The following is a 14859-nucleotide window of genomic DNA, read 5'->3' on the forward strand; positions in this document are numbered from 1 at the left end:
GCCATGGATGATTCTTCGTTAAAGCAGGTGTTGTCATCAATAACCTCCCAGGCCTTGCTGGAAGCCTTTGGGGTTGTCGTGACAGCCATTGTCCTTATTTTGTTGGCGCAGAAGCTGTTGCCCCGTCTGGCGGCCAGGCTCAGCGGAAAACCCCGTCTGTACTTGTTAGCTCTGGTGCCATTGCTCCGGCTGCTGATCATCGTGGTGACCATTATCGTGGTGGTGCCTATCATTGTGGAGCCGTCGTTCCAAAACATGGTGGCAATCTTTGCGGGCCTGGGGCTGGTCCTCGGTTTTGCCTTCAAGGATTACGCCAACAGCCTGATTGCCGGTGTGGTAACGCTGTATGAAATGCCTTATCGTCCCGGCGATTGGATCGAGGTTGATGGACAGTACGGGGAAGTTCGGTCGATAGGGGCGAGGGCTGCGGAAATCGTTACGCCCGACGACACCGTTGTTATTGTGCCCCACAACCTGCTGTGGAGTGCGTTGATCGCCAACGGCAATGACGGCGGTCATAACCTGATGTGTGTTGCCGAATTTCATCTGGAGCCACACCACAAGGTGCAGCGGGTGTTGGATTTACTGCGGGACGTTGCCTTCACCAGCCCCTACACCAAGACCTGGCTGCCTGTCGTGGTTGTGGTCGCCAATGAATCTTGGGGCATGCGTTACCGGCTCAAGGCCTATCCGCTGGAACCGAAGGAGCAGTTTCGGTTTATCACCGACCTGACTGCCCGGGGCACGGAAATCCTGGCCCTTGAGGGTGTCAGGCTAGTGTCAGCCCCCGTTCTCGCTCGCTGACTCTTGCGCCTGATTCTCCAGAGTCTCCACAAGCTGCCGGATACGTTTTAGAATCTCGGTGCCCCGCTCACCAGTTGCATTAATATAGTCCTGGCGGACGGGCTGGCTGGCTTCGGCAAAGACCGCGCGTTCCTCTTCGGTAAGCTCAACTACCTTGAGCTGCTCTCCTTCCAGCATGGTTTTCAGCCGTGCCTGATTCAGCTCTTCTTGAGAGCGCCAGGCTATTTCGGCGACATCTTTCAGAGAACTGTCTAGCCACTGCTGCTGCTTCTCTGGCAATGCCTGATACCAGTCCCGATTGGTGACCAGTGACGCAATAAACTGAGTCGGGCGGGCAATGGTCAGGGTGCTCTGAACTTCGTAGACTCCATCTCTTCAATCGCGAAAACAGGGTTGGCCTGGGCGTCGATTTTACGCAGCTGAAGATCGGTATAGACCTGGGAGAAGGGGGTTTGCTCGGGTTGCGCGCCATAGGCGCGGTAGCTGGCGGCGGCCATGTCGGAGGTCATGGTTCGGATGCGCAGATCCTGGAAATCCGCCGGTGACCGCAGCGGCTTGTTGGCGGTCCAGGTCATCCAGCCTCGGGCACGAACGCCAGCAGTTTCAGGTTGCGGCTGGCGTAAGGTGTTTCGAACATGGCCAGCAGCTCAGGACTGGCCAGCAGACGGCGATTCACGTTGCCGTCGTCGGACAGCAGGTAATGCAGGGTGAAGACGCCCACTTCAGGAATCTGGTCAGCCAGGTGCCCGGGGGAGGCGAATGCCAGTTGTACCGAGCCGTTCTTGGCCAGCTCGGTCAACTGTGCCGAGGTGCCCAGAGAGCCGTAGGGGAAGATGTCCAGAAGGATTCTGCCATCCGAGCGATCTTCGATGCTCTCTTTTAGGGCCTGGGCATAGGCGTGTTGTACACTGCCCTCAATTTCTTCCAGGGCGAAGCGCCAGGTGACGGGGTATTCTGGGGGCGTGGTTTCCGGCGTCGCCTTACCTGATGACGTGGATTCACTCTCAGAGCAGCCGGCCATGGACAGCAGCAGGATTGCCAGGAAGGGAAGCCAGTGGCCGGTGATGCGCATATCCCGTTCTCCAGAGCCGGGGTGAATGTTTAATTGCCGCTAAAGTAACACATTTGGACTGGAGCCTTCCTGTCCACTGCCGTCGGAGTGAGAGTATGACAAACCAGAAGCAGGCGATGCTATATGGGCTCGCGACTGTCCTGCTTTGGTCCACCGTTGCTACCGCCTTCAAGCTGGCACTGCGAGAGTTGGCGCCGGTCGAAATGCTGCTGATCGCGTGTACTTCGTCGGTGCTGGTGATCGGGATCATTCTGGTGATTCAGGGCCGATGGCATCAGGTCTTCTCACTCAGCCGTCGGCAGTACGTCCAGTCTTTCGGTATGGGGCTGATCAATCCCTGTCTGTATTATTTTGTACTGTTCGGTGCCTTTGATCGCCTGCCTGCCCAGGAGGCGCAACCGCTAAACTACACGTGGCCCTGGTGCTGGCGTACCTGTCCGTGCCCTTCCTGGGACAGCGGTTGAGGAAGACCGACATTCTTGCCGGACTGGTGTGCTACGCCGGAGTGGTGGTGATTGCCACCCGGGGTGCGGTCACATCGCTCAGTTTTTCGGACCCCTTGGGCGTGTCGCTGGCCATTGGCAGCACCGTGATCTGGGCCTCTTATTGGATACTGGCAACCCGGGACACGCGGGATCCGGTGGTGGGCCTGTTTCTCAACTTCCTGTTCGGGTTGCCGGTCATTGCCGTGATTTGCGGACTGACCGAGGCTTTAACCTGCCCGGCCCCGGGACCTTTGCTGCCGCCGTGTATGTCGGGGTCTTCGAAATGGGGATCGCGTTCGTGCTCTGGTCGTACGCCATGAAAAAGGCGGAGAACACGTCCCGGGTCAGCAACCTGATTTTCATCTCACCGTTCCTGTCCCTGGTCTTTATCTACTTCATTCTGGGCGAACAGATCCTGCCTTCTACTTATATAGGGCTGGTGCTTATCGTTGCGGGTCTGTGGCTGCAGCAGAAAAAAGTGCGGGTTCGGGAGCAGGCACTGGCCCATGGCTCCTGAATGGTTTGTCTACATGGTCCGGACGGCCCGGGGTGCACTGTATACCGGCATCACCACCGACGTGGAACGCCGGTTTTCCGAACACCAGGCGGGCGCCCCGAAAGGCGCGCGTAGTCTTCGGGGCAAGGGGCCGCTCACGTTGGTATTTCACGCACCGGCTGGCGATCGCAGCCGGGCATCCCGCCTTGAATGGCAGATCAAGCAGTGGACACGGGCCCGTAAAGAGGCGCTGGTCAATGGCCGGCTCAGGCTGCCAGATGACGTTTGATGTGAGCCCCGGCGCCGGCCACCGCGTCGGTTGCCCGGTCCAGTTGGCCGCTGTGAATCTGGAACACGTGCCAGAGGCTGTTGAAGATCTCGAGGGTTGTGGGCACATCATCCCGCTGCGCCACTGCGGCAAGTCGCTCGGCATCGTTGAGCAGTATTTCTTCGCTACCGGCCTGAATTAGTAGCGGTGGCAGGCCAGACAGGTCACCATAAACCGGTGAGATCAGCGGATTGGTCAGTGCCTCACTCCCGCTGTACAGTTTGGCCGCTTTTCCGGTCCATCGGGGCTGCAGTACGGGTTCGATTTCCGGGGCATACAGGTTTTGCTGGGTCAGGTCGACCCAAGGGGAGAAAACCGTCAGTGACGATGGCAGCGGCAGTTGCCGGTCTCTGAGCCGCATGGCCAGTGCAACGGTTAGCCCGCCGCCTGCGGAATCCCCGGCGACCGCAATCTTTTTCGGGGCGACACCCTGTTCCAGCAGGGCACAGTACACCGCTTCGGCGTCGTCGAGAGCTGCCGGGAAGGGGTGCTCCGGCGCTAACCGGTAGTCGGGTGTGATCACGCTGCAGCCGCTGGCCCTGGCCAGGTGGCCGGTAAGGCCGCGGTGGGTGGCAGCAGAACCGATAATAAAACCACCGCCGTGCAGATACAGTAAGACGCCGTGGCTGGTGTCACCAAACAGGCTCCGGGTGACGCGCAGGCCGCCGATGGAATCCTGCTCAAAGCGGCACCCTCGGGGCGGCACGGAGCTGCGATAGGCCTGACGGGTGAGGGTGCGTTGAAGCTGCACTGGCACCGCCGGGTGAAGCACCGGACGTACCAATCGTCGCATGGTCTGGCGCAGGCCCGTCTCAAGAAGGTGTTGCAGCATCTGTGTTCTACCCCCGCGATGCGTTAGGATTGCAGATCAAACAGCTTATTAATCAATCATGACAGGCGTTTAACTCTACGTGTACTGGAAAACAGATACCATAGAAATTCCGGATTGGGACAGGCATTCGCTGTTAGATCGGCTGGAGGCTTTTGACCCTGCGACTCCGAGGGAGTTAAGCGACCAGATGGTCGCCTACTGCCGCTTTTACGGCCTGGACCTTTGGGTCGAGCACCCCGAGGTGGTTTACCATCAGGGGTATGTAGAGGCGGGACGCCATCAGGTCATGGTGCATTACTACCGGCTGCCTGAGTCGTTTACCCCGCGGGGCACGGTCTTCATCCTGCATGGTTATTTTGATCATGTCGGGCTGTACAGCCAGCTCATTGATCGATGCCTGGGTGCCGGTTTTGACGTGTTGGCTTACGACCAGCCGGGCCATGGTTTGTCCAGCGGGACGCCGGCCGCCATTGGCAGTTTCATCGAGTATCAGGGTGTGTTGTCGGACGTGATGGCACATGTGCAACCGAAAGTCCGCCAACCCTGGTTTGCGGTCGGGCAGAGTACCGGTGGTGCGATCCTTATCGATTACCTGCTGTCTAATGGTCATAGTCAGGAGACGGCGGCCTTCCGGAAGGTGGTATTGCTGGCGCCACTGGTGCGTCCCATGGGGTGGTTGGGAGCGAAGGTGCTGCACAGCCTGATGAAGCCTTTCATCACGCGCTGGCGGAGGGCCTTTTCCGCGAACAGCGGCAATTCGCGGTTCCTGCGGTTCCTGCGTGAGCATGACCCACTGCAGGCGCGGGCGGTCCATGTAGACTGGGTGGGTGCCTTGCGCAGCTGGGTGCCCCATATCGAATCTGCACGGCCGGTGGATTTTCCGGTGACCGTGGTGCAGGGTGAGAAGGATCTGACAGTGGATTGGGAACACAATCTGCGGATTATCCGTAATAAATTCTCATCGGTAGAGGAGTTGAGAATCCCGGACGGACGCCATCACCTGGTGAATGAAGCCCAGGACCTGCAAGCGACCGTATTCAATACCATCATTGACACATTTTCGAACCCGTCGGCACAGACTGCCGGTAAAAACGCAGCTGGCCGAAAATGAAAGAGCACAGGAGATAGTTGTGAAAAAGACGATTCTTGCTTTCGCGGTGGCAACCGTAGGACTTGGCGGTTGTATGACTTACGATCCGTACACCGGTGAAGAAAAGACCTCCAGTGCCACCAAGGGTAGTATTATTGGTGCCCTGGGCGGTGCCGCCATTGGTGCTGCCACTTCCAGCAAAAGTGACCGTGGCAAGGGCGCGCTGATCGGTGCTGCCGGTGGTGCTGCGATTGGCGGTGGTATCGGCTACTACATGGACAAGCAGGAAGCACAGCTGCGCCGTCAGCTGGAAGGTTCCGGTGTTCGTGTTGTCCGTAATGGCGACCAGATTGAACTGATCATGCCTGGCAACATCACGTTTGATCTGAACCAGTCGTCCATCAAGCCGTCGTTCACAGACACTTTGGATTCGGTTGCCATGGTTCTGAAGGAATTCGACAAGACCATCATCCAGATTGAAGGTCATACCGACAGCTCGGGCTCCCAGAGCTACAACCAGCTCTTGAGTGAGCAGCGCGCCGGTTCCGTTCGCGATTTTCTGTTGAACCAGAACATTGCGCCCAAGCGTACCCGCGCCGTGGGTTATGGTGAGCGCTACCCGCTGGCTTCCAATGACAGTGCCGCCGGGCGTGAGCAGAACCGCCGAGTTGAACTGACGCTGGTTCCGATGCAGTAAATAGGCCGTGATCGGCTAGTGATTGTCCCCTAACCGGGCGCTGGCTAATTCGATGACACAAAAAAAGGCTTCGGTATCTAACCGAAGCCTTTTTTAATGCTTTTCGCTAAAACCTGAGGGCTGGCGGCATCAGTTCTTACCTGGCAGCCAGTCGTCGATTCGCTGCTTCAGGCTGTCCAGTTGGTCGGCACTGGAATCCTTCACTTCATTCAGTTTGTCTTTGGCGGTATCGATCTGGGCTTCAACGGCTTGGATTTTTTCCGAAAACTCCCGCTGAACTTCTGCCTCGGACTGCTCATCTTTGGCTTTGGCCATCTTCTCTTCAGCTTGTGCCCGGAGGCTCTCAACCTGTTTGCTCCAGTGATCGGTCTGGGTTTCCAGTTTGTGCTGCAGTGATTCCTTCAAAGACATAAGTCACTCCTTTTCGATGAACATTCAGACGCGTTCGGCGCCTGACTATTACATGGTGGGAGGCCGCCAATTCTCAAGGGCGACTGCATGAACAGCTGATTAAATTATTGAAATGTGGAACTAATTCAAGGCGATTTCCGTGATTTTCGTGACGTGGGGTGCCAACGTGGGCGCGCAGTCGCGTGCAAAACGCGCACTGCTGACCCTAATGACAAGAATCAACGAGTAAGGAGTTTGCCTCGTGACTAAAACCTTATGGATTGCCGCTCCGCTCGCAATCACGCTTGCCGCCGCGCCACTTGCCCATGCAGGGCCACTGTCTGACCTGGCCGGACCGCTCATCGGCCAAACTGAAGCACCGGGCGCTGCTGCGTCCGCTGGCGACGTGATTCCCGGGCGTTTCATTCTGACCCTGGATCCGGCTTTGCCGACACTGCTCAATACCTCCAGCCTCGAAACCGCCGTACAGCAACTTCTAAACGCAACCGGTGGCGGGGATTTGCTGCACTTATACGATACCGCCATGACCGGCGCCGCTGTTGCCTTGTCTGAAAGCCGGGCGGCTTTGCTGACCTCGATGCCGGGTGTTCAGGCGGTTGAGCCAGACCGTGTGGTTCTGGCCTCTGAAACCCAGCAGGATGCCACCTGGGGGCTGGATCGTGTGGACCAGGCTTTCCTGCCGCTGAATGAACGCTACGCCTACCCCGCCAATGCGGGCAACGGCGTGACCGTGTACGTGATTGATACCGGTCTGAGAGACTCGCACACAGAATTTACCGGGCGCGTGAGCCAGGGCCGCAACTTTGCCGGTGCCGGTGGCCTGGGGCTGCCCCTGTTCGGTTTGCTGGGTGGTGAGGCCAGCGATCCGGAGGATACGTCTGACTGCAATGGCCACGGCACCCATGTATCCAGTACTGCTGTGGGCACCGAGTACGGTATTGCCAAGGACGCGGCCGTCGCGCCCATCAGGGTATTGAACTGCGCCGGCGCTGGCAGTAACTCTGATGTGATTGCCGGCGTGGACTGGGTCGCTGAAAACCATGAAGCCCCAGCCGTTGCCAACATGTCCCTGGGTGGTGGTAATTCGACTGCACTGGACAACGCCGTGCGTGGCGCCATTGAAGAGGGCGTGACCTTCGTGGTTGCGGCAGGTAACGATGATGCAGACGCCTGCAGCGGTTCTCCGAACCGGGTTGCTGAGGCCATCACGGTGGGCAGCACCACTGGCAACGACGAGCGCTCCTCGTTTTCCAACCATGGCAGCTGCCTGGACCTGTTCGCCCCGGGCTCCAACATTACAGCGGCCTGGTATCAGAGTGACAACCAGACCAACACCATCAGTGGCACCTCAATGGCGTCGCCCCATGTTGCCGGTAACGCCGCCTTGCTGCTGGCCGCGGATGGCCAGCTGACCCCGGCTGCCGTTCACGAGGCGCTGGTGCAGCAAACCACGTCTAACGTGCTGTCGGGCATCAAGGCCGGTTCTCCGAACCTGCTGTTGCGCGTTCGACAGTAAGCTGCAGGCCAAAAAAAACCGGGGCCTCGGCCCCGGTTTTTACTATCCGTTCATTGCTGTTTGCGTTAGAACAGTACGCGGCAGCGGATAGTGCCCTTCACCTGGAGCAGCTTCTCCAGCGCCAGCTCACCGTAGGCTTTGTCCACGTCGACGACCACGTAACCAATGTCTTCCTTGGTTTGCAGGTACTGGCCGCACACGTTGATGCCATTCTCGGAGAACACCTGGTTTATCTCGGACATTACGCCCGGCACGTTCTCGTGAATGTGCAGAAGACGGTGCTGGTTCGGGTGTGACGGCAGGGCAACTTCCGGGAAGTTTACTGAAGATACCGAGGTGCCGTTGTCGCTGTACATGGCCAGCTTCTCAGCCACTTCGCGGCCGATGTTTTCCTGTGCCTCAATGGTAGAGCCGCCCACGTGCGGAGTCAGGATCACGTTATCGAACTCGCGCAGCGGTGATACAAACTCTTCGGTGTTGGACTTGGGCTCAACCGGGAATACGTCGATGGCCGCACCCAGGAGCTTGCCGCTCTTCAGGGCATCGGCGCAGGCGTCGATGTCGACCACGGTGCCGCGGGACGCGTTCATCAGGATGGAGCCCGGCTTCATCTGCGCGAACTGCTCGGCCTTGAACATGTACTTGGTAGCCGGGGTTTCCGGAACGTGCAGGCTCACCACATCGGAAATATTCAGCAGTTCCTGCAGGGTGCCGACCTGGGTGGCGTTACCAATCGACAGCTTGGAAACAACGTCGTAGAAGTAGACGTCCATGCCCAGGCCCTCGGCCAGAACACTGAACTGGGTACCGATGTTGCCGTAGCCGATGATGCCCAGCTTCTTGCCGCGAATTTCATAGCTGTCCTTGGCGGATTTCAGCCATTCACCGCGGTGCGCCTTGGCGTTCTTCTCAGGTACGCCGCGCAGCAGCAGAATCGCCTGGGCCAGAACCAGCTCGGCAACACTACGGGTGTTGGAGAAGGGCGCGTTAAACACCGCGATGCCGCGGCGGGTAGCCGCCTGCAGGTTCACCTGGTTGGTACCGATACAGAAACATCCCACTGCTACCAGCTTATTGGCAGCTTCAAATACTTTCTCAGTCAGTTGGGTGCGCGAACGAATCCCAACGAAGTGCGCATCGGCAATCTTCTCAATCAGGTCTTCCTCGGCCAGCGAGTGAGTCAGATATTCGATGTTGGTGTAGCCTGCGGCATTCAGGGTATCAATCGCAGATTGATGCACGCCTTCCAGCAGCAGGATCCGGATTTTGCTCTTTTCGAGAGACGTATTTGACATGGGCTTGCTTCCGAACCTTTCGTCACGTGAAATGACCTGTGGCCAGTGATCGTCAGGGCTGGCTCACAGAACAGGGGCGGTATGATACCATAAACGCAGAATTTCACAGCGCGCCGGATTGCCTGAATAAAAGGCCTTGGTAACCGCAGGGTTACCGGTCCCCGGACCAACCTCGACGAGACTGACCTATCCATGAATTCCGAACAAATCATCGCCTCCCTGAAAGAGTTGATTGCCACCGGTGACCATGCCGGCAAGGTGCTGACCGATCCCGACGATCTTCAGACGTATGGTAAGGATTGGACCAAGATCTACCCGCCCAAGCCCACAGCCATTGTGCTGCCGAAAACCACCGAGCAGGTGCAGGCGTTGGTGCGGTTTGCCAATGAGAATCAGGTCGCGCTGGTGCCGTCGGGTGGTCGTACAGGTTTGAGCGCCGGCGCGGTGGCGGCCAACGGCGAAGTGGTCGTGGCGTTCGACAACATGAACCAGGTCCTGGAATTCAACGCCAGCGATCGTACCGTGCACTGCCAGGCGGGCGTGGTGACCGAACAGTTGCAGAATCTGGCCGAAGAGAACGGCTTGTACTATCCGGTGGATTTCGCGTCTGCGGGCTCCAGTCAACTGGGGGGCAACCTGTCCACCAACGCCGGTGGTATCAAGGTGATCCGCTACGGCATGAGCCGCGATTGGGTGGCCGGACTCAAAGTGGTGACCGGCAAGGGCGATATCCTGGAACTGAACAAGGATCTGGAAAAGAACAACACCGGTTACGATCTGCGCCACCTGTTCATTGGCGCTGAAGGCACCCTTGGCTTCATCACCGAAGCCACCATGAAGCTGACCCGTCAGCCGGACAACCTGACCGTGCTGGTGCTGGGCCTCAACGACCTCACCAACACCATGGACGTGTTGCAGACCTTCCAGAAGCAGATCGACCTGACCGCGTATGAGTTCTTCTCGCACCAGGCCATGCAGCATGTGCTGGCCCACGGCCAGGTGCAGGCGCCGTTCGAGACCGAGGCACCGTACTACGCACTGCTGGAGTTCGAGGCCGTTTCCGACCAGGTAATGGACGATGCCATGGCCCTGTTCGAGCAATGCGTGGAGCAGGGCTGGGTGCTGGACGGCGTTATCAGCCAGAGCGAAACCCAGGCCCAGAACCTGTGGCAACTGCGGGAGCGGATCTCCGAGTCCATCGCGCCGCGCACGCCCTATAAAAATGACATCTCCGTGGTGGTGTCCAAGGTGCCGGGCTTCCTGACTGAAATCGATGAGGTGGTGACCAAGCATTACCCGGATTTTGAAATCATCTGGTTTGGCCACATTGGCGACGGCAACCTGCATCTGAACATCCTCAAACCCGAGGACATGGCCAACGAGGACTTCTTCGAGAAGTGTCAGCAGGTCAACAAGTGGGTGTTCGAGATTGTTGAGCGTTATGAGGCAGTGTCTCCGCCGAACACGGCGTGGGCATGACCAAGAAGCCGTATTTGCATTACACCCGAAGCGAGGCCGAAATTGCCTATATGAAGGCAATCAAGCAGGTCTTTGATCCCAATGGTGTTATCAATCCTGGCAAGATCTTCGACTGATGCGTGATCACATCGTGGTTCTGACCGGCGCTGGCATCAGCGCCGAAAGTGGTCTCTCCACCTTCCGGGATAACGGGGGCTTGTGGGAGGAGCACAGTGTCTACGATGTGGCGACGCCGGAGGCGTTTGCCCGTAACCAGGAGCTGGTACTGCGGTTCTACAACGACCGTCGGCGCCAGCTGGAATCTGCCCAGCCCAACCAGGCCCACCGGTTGCTGGCGGAACTGGAGTCACGGTACCGGGTAACCATCGTCACCCAGAACGTTGATGACCTGCACGAGCGGGGTGGCTCAAGCAACGTCATTCACCTCCACGGTGAACTCACCAAAGCCCGCAGCTCCCAGCATCCGGATCTGGTTTACGACATCGGCTATCAGGACATTCAGCCGGGCGAAACTTGCGAGCGCGGCGCCCAGCTACGGCCCCACATTGTCTGGTTCGGTGAAGAAGTGCCGATGCTGGATGCGGCGGCCGAGATGGTTCGCACCGCCGATTATCTGCTGATTGTCGGTACCTCGCTTCAGGTCTATCCTGCCGCCGGCCTGGTCTACGAAGTGGAGCCGGGGGTCCCCGTCACCGTTGTCGACCCGGCCGAGCCTCCGTCCGTGTCCAGGGCTCGTTTTATCCAGAAGGGTGCCTGCGAAGGCGTCGCAGATTGGATTGCCAGTCTGGACTGAACCGGTTTTCGGTCGAGCTGTCCCATCAGCAGTGTCTGTACTAATCTCAGGCAAAGACTGAATGCGAGGGACGCATCATGTGGTCTTCAACACGTTCGATTCTGTGGTTTGCACTTCCTCTTTTCCTGATCCTGAGTTCAATTCCGGCAATGGCGCACCATGGCTGGGGCTGGGCTACGGATCAGGAATTTGAAATCACTGGCACTATTGTGGCTAAACGCCTGGGCAACCCCCACGGTGAGGTAACGCTTAATGTCGATGGCAAGGAGTGGCTGATTGAAGTGGGGCAGCCGTGGCGCAACCAGCGTGCGGGACTCACCGAGGAGCTGCTGTCCGAGGGCCGTATAATTACCGTTCATGGCCACAAATCCGCCAAACCGGACGAACGGCGGGTCAAGGCTGAGCGCATCGTCATCGATGGCAAGGATTACAACCTCTACCCAGATCGTTCGTCCTGAGACTGCTGATTGTTCATGGCCGAGGTTGTGGGAGAGCTTGCGGTTATTCTGGAGCAGAGTGCGCTGGCGCAAGCCCTGGCCGGATCGGTGTGGTGGTATCCGCTGATCAATGCCGGACACATTCTCGGTATTGCGTTGCTGGTGGGCGGGATTGTCCCCCTGGATCTGAAGTTGCTGGGGCTCTGGTCGAGCCTGCCTCTGCAGCCATTCTGGCGGGTACTGAGGGTGACGGCGGCCGCCGGCCTGGCCCTGGCGGTGACTACTGGCAGCCTGATGTTCATCACCCGAGCCACTGAGTACCTGGAATCGATCTGGTTCCGGGCGAAGCTGCTGGTACTGCTGCTTGGCCTGGTGAATATCGTGGTGATTATGGCCCGGTATACCCCGGGCGCAGAAGATGGGCCCGTCACTCCGGCGCTGCGGGCCGGGGCTTTGGTGTCCCTGGCGGTGTGGTTGCTGTTGCTTGTGCTGGGGCGCTTCGTGGGCTACTTCTGATTGTGGCTCAGTCGAGTGAGGTTTCCAGGTATTTTTCCAGCTCGGACCGGAACGCCGCCTGCACACCTAGCCGCTTCAACATCCAGTAATGCCCGGCTATCATCCGGTCAATGAAGATGCTCTCCACCGGTGGTTTAAAATATTCCAGGTATTTGAACACTGTGCTGGTCTTGGCGGCTACACGCTGGTGCAGATCCGCTTCCGCGAAGTCGTAAGGTTCTTCCTGATCGAATGGGACAATGAGAATGTCCCGCCACATGGCGTAATAGGCCTCGTCCACCGCTGGCTGGCTTTCCACCCTTGCACCCAGGTCAATTAGGTGGCGATCCAGGGCCTGATAGTCTTCCTGCAGCGCGGCTACTAAGGCTTGGCGGTAGGCTTTGATGATTTCAGGCTTCAGCTTCTTCACACAGCCAAAGTCATACAGGATGATCGAGCCGTCCGGTCGGTAGGCAAAGTTGCCGGCGTGGGGGTCACCGTGGATGCATTGGAAGCGAAACAGCTGGTCTGCCATGGTGGTGAAAATGCGATGGCCGATCAGGTTGATGGTGTCCTGGTCGTAGCGCGCAGGCGTCACTTCGCTGACGTGGTCGCCTTCCACCAGTTCCAGGGTCAGAACCCGGCGGGTGGAGTGGCTGTCGATCACGTCGGGAATGATGATCCAGTCGTCTTTCTCGTGGAATTTTCGGAACAGCCGCAGGTTGTCCGCTTCGTTGACGTAATCCAGCTCTTCCTTCAGCCGCTCACGAATCTCTCCAAATAGCTGGTCGACTGCTTCCTTGGGCATTTTCAGCAGGCCGCCCAGTTTCAGCGCCAGGCGCAGTTGCTTCAGGTCGGAATCGCAGGAATCGTCCACGCCGGGGTACTGCACTTTGACAATAACGTCGGTGCCGTCGTGCAGGCGGGCGCGGTGGACCTGGCCGATGGAGGCCGCGGCATAGGGCTTCTCCTGAAGGTATTCGAACAGCTCGGCAATGGACTTGCCCAATTCGGATTCGATCTGCTCGACGATCACCGGGAATGGCATCGGCGGAGCTTCTTTCTGCAGGGTTTGCAGGGCGTCGGAGAATTCCTTGGGCAGAAAATCCTGAGTCTGTGAGGCAATCTGGCCCACTTTCATGACCGCGCCTTTGAGCTCGCCCAGCGTATCGGCTATCTGCCCGGCCATGCGGGTGTAGCTTTCACTCTGGGCGCCATCGTCATTCTCGCTCCGGAATATGCGGCGCGCCCGCTGACCGGCGTATTGTCCAGCCACGGAAGCCGTCATGCCTGCGAGTTTCAGAAATCGACCACTACGGGAAGTTACCGGTTTTTTTGCCATGCAGGTTGTACGTCCTCAACCGGAGATAAGTTTGCTCACGCCAAACGTTAAACCACTTTGGTTTCGACGAACAGCAGGTCTTCCAGTTCGAGAGACAGGGTTTGGCCGATCTGTAGCGGGCCGACGCCCTTGGGGGTTCCGGTCAGTACAATGTCACCCGGCAACAGGCTGAACTGGCTGCTGATGTGGGCGATCAGAGGCACGATGGGATTGAGCATTTCGCGGCTGTCGCCGGTCTGGCGACGCTCGCCGTCGATATCCAGGGTGAACTGGATATGGTCTTTATGCAGCTTGTCTGCGGCGACGAAGGGGGAGAGGGGGCAGGCGCCATCAAAGGATTTGGCCCTTTCCCAGGGCTGGCCCTTTTCTTTCAGCTTGCTCTGGATATCCCGCAGAGTCAGATCCAGCGCCAGGCCGTAGCCGAGAATGGCGGTTTCCGCTTCACTGGCGGAGGCGTTGGTCAGAGGGCGGCCAATCAGAACGGCCAGCTCGGCCTCATAGTGAACTTCGCCACGATCGTGGGGCACGGCCAGCGGGCGGGTGATGTGCACCGCTGCTGTCGAGGGTTTGATAAACAGCAGCGGCTCATCCGGAACCGGATTGTTCAGTTCCCGGGCGTGTTCAGCGTAGTTGCGGCCGATGCAGACAATCTTGCCCAGAGGCAAGTGCACGGGTGTGCCATCTTTCCAGTGATGTTGATAGTCCTGCATAACCGCCTCCCTTGCGCTGTTGGTTTATTCTCCGTCGAACGAGCAGACAGTATAAACCTGAAGCCCATCTTCCTGCAGCTTTCTGGAACCGCCGAGGTCGGGCAGGTCAATCATCGCAGCCACTTCCACGATTTCGGCGCCAATCCGGCGAATCAGGCGGGTGGCAGCCAGCATGGTGCCGCCAGTGGCGATCAGGTCGTCGACCAGGACCACCTTGTCGCCCGGTTTGAAGGCGTCTTTGTGCAGCTCAACGGAGGCGGTGCCGTATTCAAGCTCGTAGTCCTCGACCAGAGTGTCGAATGGCAGCTTGCCCTTCTTCCGCACCAGGACCAGGGAGGCGTTCAGCTCGTAGGCCAGGGCCGAACCAATGATAAAGCCGCGGGCATCGACCGCAGCCACGGCATCGATTTCATGGCCGTGATAGCGATGGACAAAGGCATCAATCAGCTTGCGAAACGCGGTCTTGTCCTGCAGGACCGTGGTGATGTCGCGAAACGCTACGCCGGGCTTGGGCCAGTCCGGCACGGTGCGAATCGCCTTCTTGATGCTTTCAGAGAAATAATCCATGACAGATCCG

General features: G+C 58.4%; 17 protein-coding genes and 2 pseudogenes. 12 read left to right on the top strand and 7 right to left on the bottom strand.

Going from position 1 to position 14859, the window contains the following annotated elements:
* The first annotated feature begins 3 nt into the window (after window positions 1–3).
* Window positions 4–804, top strand: coding sequence for a mechanosensitive ion channel domain-containing protein (locus AU14_RS06135; protein ID WP_041339696.1), 801 nt, complete (start codon window positions 4–6; stop codon window positions 802–804).
* On the opposite strand, the pseudogene dctP reads toward AU14_RS06135, so the two are convergent.
* Window positions 781–1876: pseudogene (gene dctP / locus AU14_RS06140) on the bottom strand (TRAP transporter substrate-binding protein DctP). The gene AU14_RS06135 and the pseudogene dctP sit on opposite strands and share 24 nt — an antisense overlap.
* 95 nt (window positions 1877–1971) lie before the next feature.
* On the opposite strand from dctP, the gene AU14_RS20880 reads away from it, so the two are divergent.
* Genes AU14_RS20880 through AU14_RS06150 form a run of 4 tightly spaced genes read left to right on the top strand, consistent with a single transcriptional unit; the run spans window position 1972 to window position 3146 of the window.
* A complete protein-coding gene (locus AU14_RS20880) occupies window positions 1972–2340 on the top strand; it encodes a DMT family transporter (RefSeq protein WP_236744480.1) in 369 nt (122 codons plus the stop codon).
* A complete protein-coding gene (locus AU14_RS20885) occupies window positions 2298–2681 on the top strand; it encodes a hypothetical protein (RefSeq protein WP_236744481.1) in 384 nt (127 codons plus the stop codon). The genes AU14_RS20880 and AU14_RS20885 overlap by 43 nt, the downstream gene beginning before the upstream one ends.
* Window positions 2645–2878, top strand: a complete 234-nt coding sequence (locus tag AU14_RS20890) for an EamA family transporter (protein ID WP_236744482.1) — start codon at window positions 2645–2647, stop codon at window positions 2876–2878. The genes AU14_RS20885 and AU14_RS20890 overlap by 37 nt, the downstream gene beginning before the upstream one ends.
* On the top strand, window positions 2868–3146 hold the full coding sequence (locus AU14_RS06150) for a GIY-YIG nuclease family protein (protein ID WP_041339698.1): 279 nt from the start codon (window positions 2868–2870) through the stop codon (window positions 3144–3146). Before AU14_RS20890 ends, AU14_RS06150 begins: the two co-directional genes overlap by 11 nt.
* On the opposite strand, the gene AU14_RS06155 is transcribed toward AU14_RS06150, so the two are convergent.
* Window positions 3124–4017 carry an alpha/beta hydrolase gene (locus AU14_RS06155; protein WP_041339699.1) on the bottom strand — a complete coding sequence of 298 codons (894 nt, stop codon included), beginning with the start codon at window positions 4015–4017 and terminating at the stop codon, window positions 3124–3126. The two genes, AU14_RS06150 and AU14_RS06155, sit on opposite strands and share 23 nt — an antisense overlap.
* Window positions 4018–4096: 79 nt before the next feature.
* On the opposite strand from AU14_RS06155, the gene AU14_RS06160 reads away from it, so the two are divergent.
* Together AU14_RS06160 and AU14_RS06165 are read left to right on the top strand one after the other, a co-directional pair.
* Window positions 4097–5128 (top strand): alpha/beta hydrolase, encoded by a 1032-nt coding sequence (locus AU14_RS06160; RefSeq protein WP_041339701.1) that lies wholly within the window; start codon window positions 4097–4099, stop codon window positions 5126–5128.
* A gap of 19 nt (window positions 5129–5147) precedes the next feature.
* Window positions 5148–5804 carry an OmpA family protein gene (locus AU14_RS06165; protein WP_041339703.1) on the top strand — a complete coding sequence of 219 codons (657 nt, stop codon included), beginning with the start codon at window positions 5148–5150 and terminating at the stop codon, window positions 5802–5804.
* Between the two features lie 129 nt (window positions 5805–5933).
* Here AU14_RS06165 and AU14_RS06170 read toward each other — a convergent pair whose 3' ends face one another.
* A complete protein-coding gene (locus AU14_RS06170; RefSeq protein WP_041339704.1) occupies window positions 5934–6215 on the bottom strand; it encodes a hypothetical protein in 282 nt (93 codons plus the stop codon).
* A gap of 241 nt (window positions 6216–6456) precedes the next feature.
* Between AU14_RS06170 and AU14_RS06175 the strand changes: the two genes are divergently transcribed.
* Window positions 6457–7731, top strand: a complete 1275-nt coding sequence (locus AU14_RS06175) for a S8 family peptidase (protein WP_094191169.1) — start codon at window positions 6457–6459, stop codon at window positions 7729–7731.
* 65 nt (window positions 7732–7796) lie between these two features.
* Here AU14_RS06175 and serA read toward each other — a convergent pair whose 3' ends face one another.
* On the bottom strand, window positions 7797–9026 hold the full coding sequence (serA, locus tag AU14_RS06180) for a phosphoglycerate dehydrogenase (protein WP_041339705.1): 1230 nt from the start codon (window positions 9024–9026) through the stop codon (window positions 7797–7799).
* A 192-nt stretch (window positions 9027–9218) separates the two neighbouring features.
* Between serA and AU14_RS06185 the strand changes: the two are divergent.
* The 4 genes and pseudogenes from AU14_RS06185 (at window position 9219) to AU14_RS06200 (ending at window position 12251) form a co-directional block, all read left to right on the top strand.
* A pseudogene (locus tag AU14_RS06185) lies at window positions 9219–10621 on the top strand (FAD-binding oxidoreductase).
* Window positions 10621–11298, top strand: a complete 678-nt coding sequence (locus tag AU14_RS06190) for an SIR2 family NAD-dependent protein deacylase (protein ID WP_041339707.1) — start codon at window positions 10621–10623, stop codon at window positions 11296–11298. Before AU14_RS06185 ends, AU14_RS06190 begins: the two are co-directional and overlap by 1 nt.
* Before the next feature lie 77 nt (window positions 11299–11375).
* The gene (locus AU14_RS06195; RefSeq protein ID WP_041339710.1) at window positions 11376–11756 is read left to right on the top strand and encodes a DUF6152 family protein; all 381 of its coding nucleotides are present in this window, start codon (window positions 11376–11378) and stop codon (window positions 11754–11756) included.
* 15 nt (window positions 11757–11771) lie between these two features.
* Window positions 11772–12251: a hypothetical protein gene (locus AU14_RS06200; RefSeq protein ID WP_041343703.1), complete on the top strand. Its 480-nt coding sequence runs from the start codon at window positions 11772–11774 to the stop codon at window positions 12249–12251.
* Between the two features lie 7 nt (window positions 12252–12258).
* On the opposite strand, the gene AU14_RS06205 is transcribed toward AU14_RS06200, so the two are convergent.
* Genes AU14_RS06205 through AU14_RS06215 form a run of 3 tightly spaced genes read right to left on the bottom strand, consistent with a single transcriptional unit; the run spans window position 12259 to window position 14849 of the window.
* A complete protein-coding gene (locus tag AU14_RS06205) occupies window positions 12259–13572 on the bottom strand; it encodes an ABC1 kinase family protein (RefSeq protein ID WP_041339712.1) in 1314 nt (437 codons plus the stop codon).
* A 47-nt stretch (window positions 13573–13619) separates the two neighbouring features.
* Complete coding sequence (locus tag AU14_RS06210) at window positions 13620–14282, bottom strand: fumarylacetoacetate hydrolase family protein (protein WP_041339713.1); 663 nt, start codon at window positions 14280–14282, stop codon at window positions 13620–13622.
* Window positions 14283–14306: 24 nt separating this feature from the next.
* Window positions 14307–14849, bottom strand: coding sequence for an adenine phosphoribosyltransferase (locus tag AU14_RS06215; protein ID WP_041339715.1), 543 nt, complete (start codon window positions 14847–14849; stop codon window positions 14307–14309).
* Window positions 14850–14859: the final 10 nt, after the last annotated feature.

This window comes from Marinobacter similis (assembly GCF_000830985.1).
Lineage (GTDB): Bacteria > Pseudomonadota > Gammaproteobacteria > Pseudomonadales > Oleiphilaceae > Marinobacter > Marinobacter similis.

Bases quoted from the DNA above. Each gene is read 5' to 3' on its own strand.
- AU14_RS06210 (WP_041339713.1), bottom strand. From the start codon at position 14,282: ATGCAGGACTATCAACATCACTGGAAAGATGGCACACCCGTGCACTTG.
- AU14_RS06215 (WP_041339715.1), bottom strand. From the start codon at position 14,849: ATGGATTATTTCTCTGAAAGCATCAAGAAGGCGATTCGCACCGTGCCG.
- AU14_RS06200 (WP_041343703.1), top strand. From the start codon at position 11,772: ATGGCCGAGGTTGTGGGAGAGCTTGCGGTTATTCTGGAGCAGAGTGCG.
- AU14_RS06205 (WP_041339712.1), bottom strand. From the start codon at position 13,572: ATGGCAAAAAAACCGGTAACTTCCCGTAGTGGTCGATTTCTGAAACTC.
- AU14_RS06135 (WP_041339696.1), top strand. From the start codon at position 4: ATGGATGATTCTTCGTTAAAGCAGGTGTTGTCATCAATAACCTCCCAG.
- AU14_RS20880 (WP_236744480.1), top strand. From the start codon at position 1,972: ATGACAAACCAGAAGCAGGCGATGCTATATGGGCTCGCGACTGTCCTG.
- AU14_RS06155 (WP_041339699.1), bottom strand. From the start codon at position 4,017: ATGCTGCAACACCTTCTTGAGACGGGCCTGCGCCAGACCATGCGACGA.
- AU14_RS06170 (WP_041339704.1), bottom strand. From the start codon at position 6,215: ATGTCTTTGAAGGAATCACTGCAGCACAAACTGGAAACCCAGACCGAT.
- AU14_RS06150 (WP_041339698.1), top strand. From the start codon at position 2,868: ATGGCTCCTGAATGGTTTGTCTACATGGTCCGGACGGCCCGGGGTGCA.
- AU14_RS06190 (WP_041339707.1), top strand. From the start codon at position 10,621: ATGCGTGATCACATCGTGGTTCTGACCGGCGCTGGCATCAGCGCCGAA.
- AU14_RS06195 (WP_041339710.1), top strand. From the start codon at position 11,376: ATGTGGTCTTCAACACGTTCGATTCTGTGGTTTGCACTTCCTCTTTTC.
- serA (WP_041339705.1), bottom strand. From the start codon at position 9,026: ATGTCAAATACGTCTCTCGAAAAGAGCAAAATCCGGATCCTGCTGCTG.
- AU14_RS20890 (WP_236744482.1), top strand. From the start codon at position 2,645: ATGGGGATCGCGTTCGTGCTCTGGTCGTACGCCATGAAAAAGGCGGAG.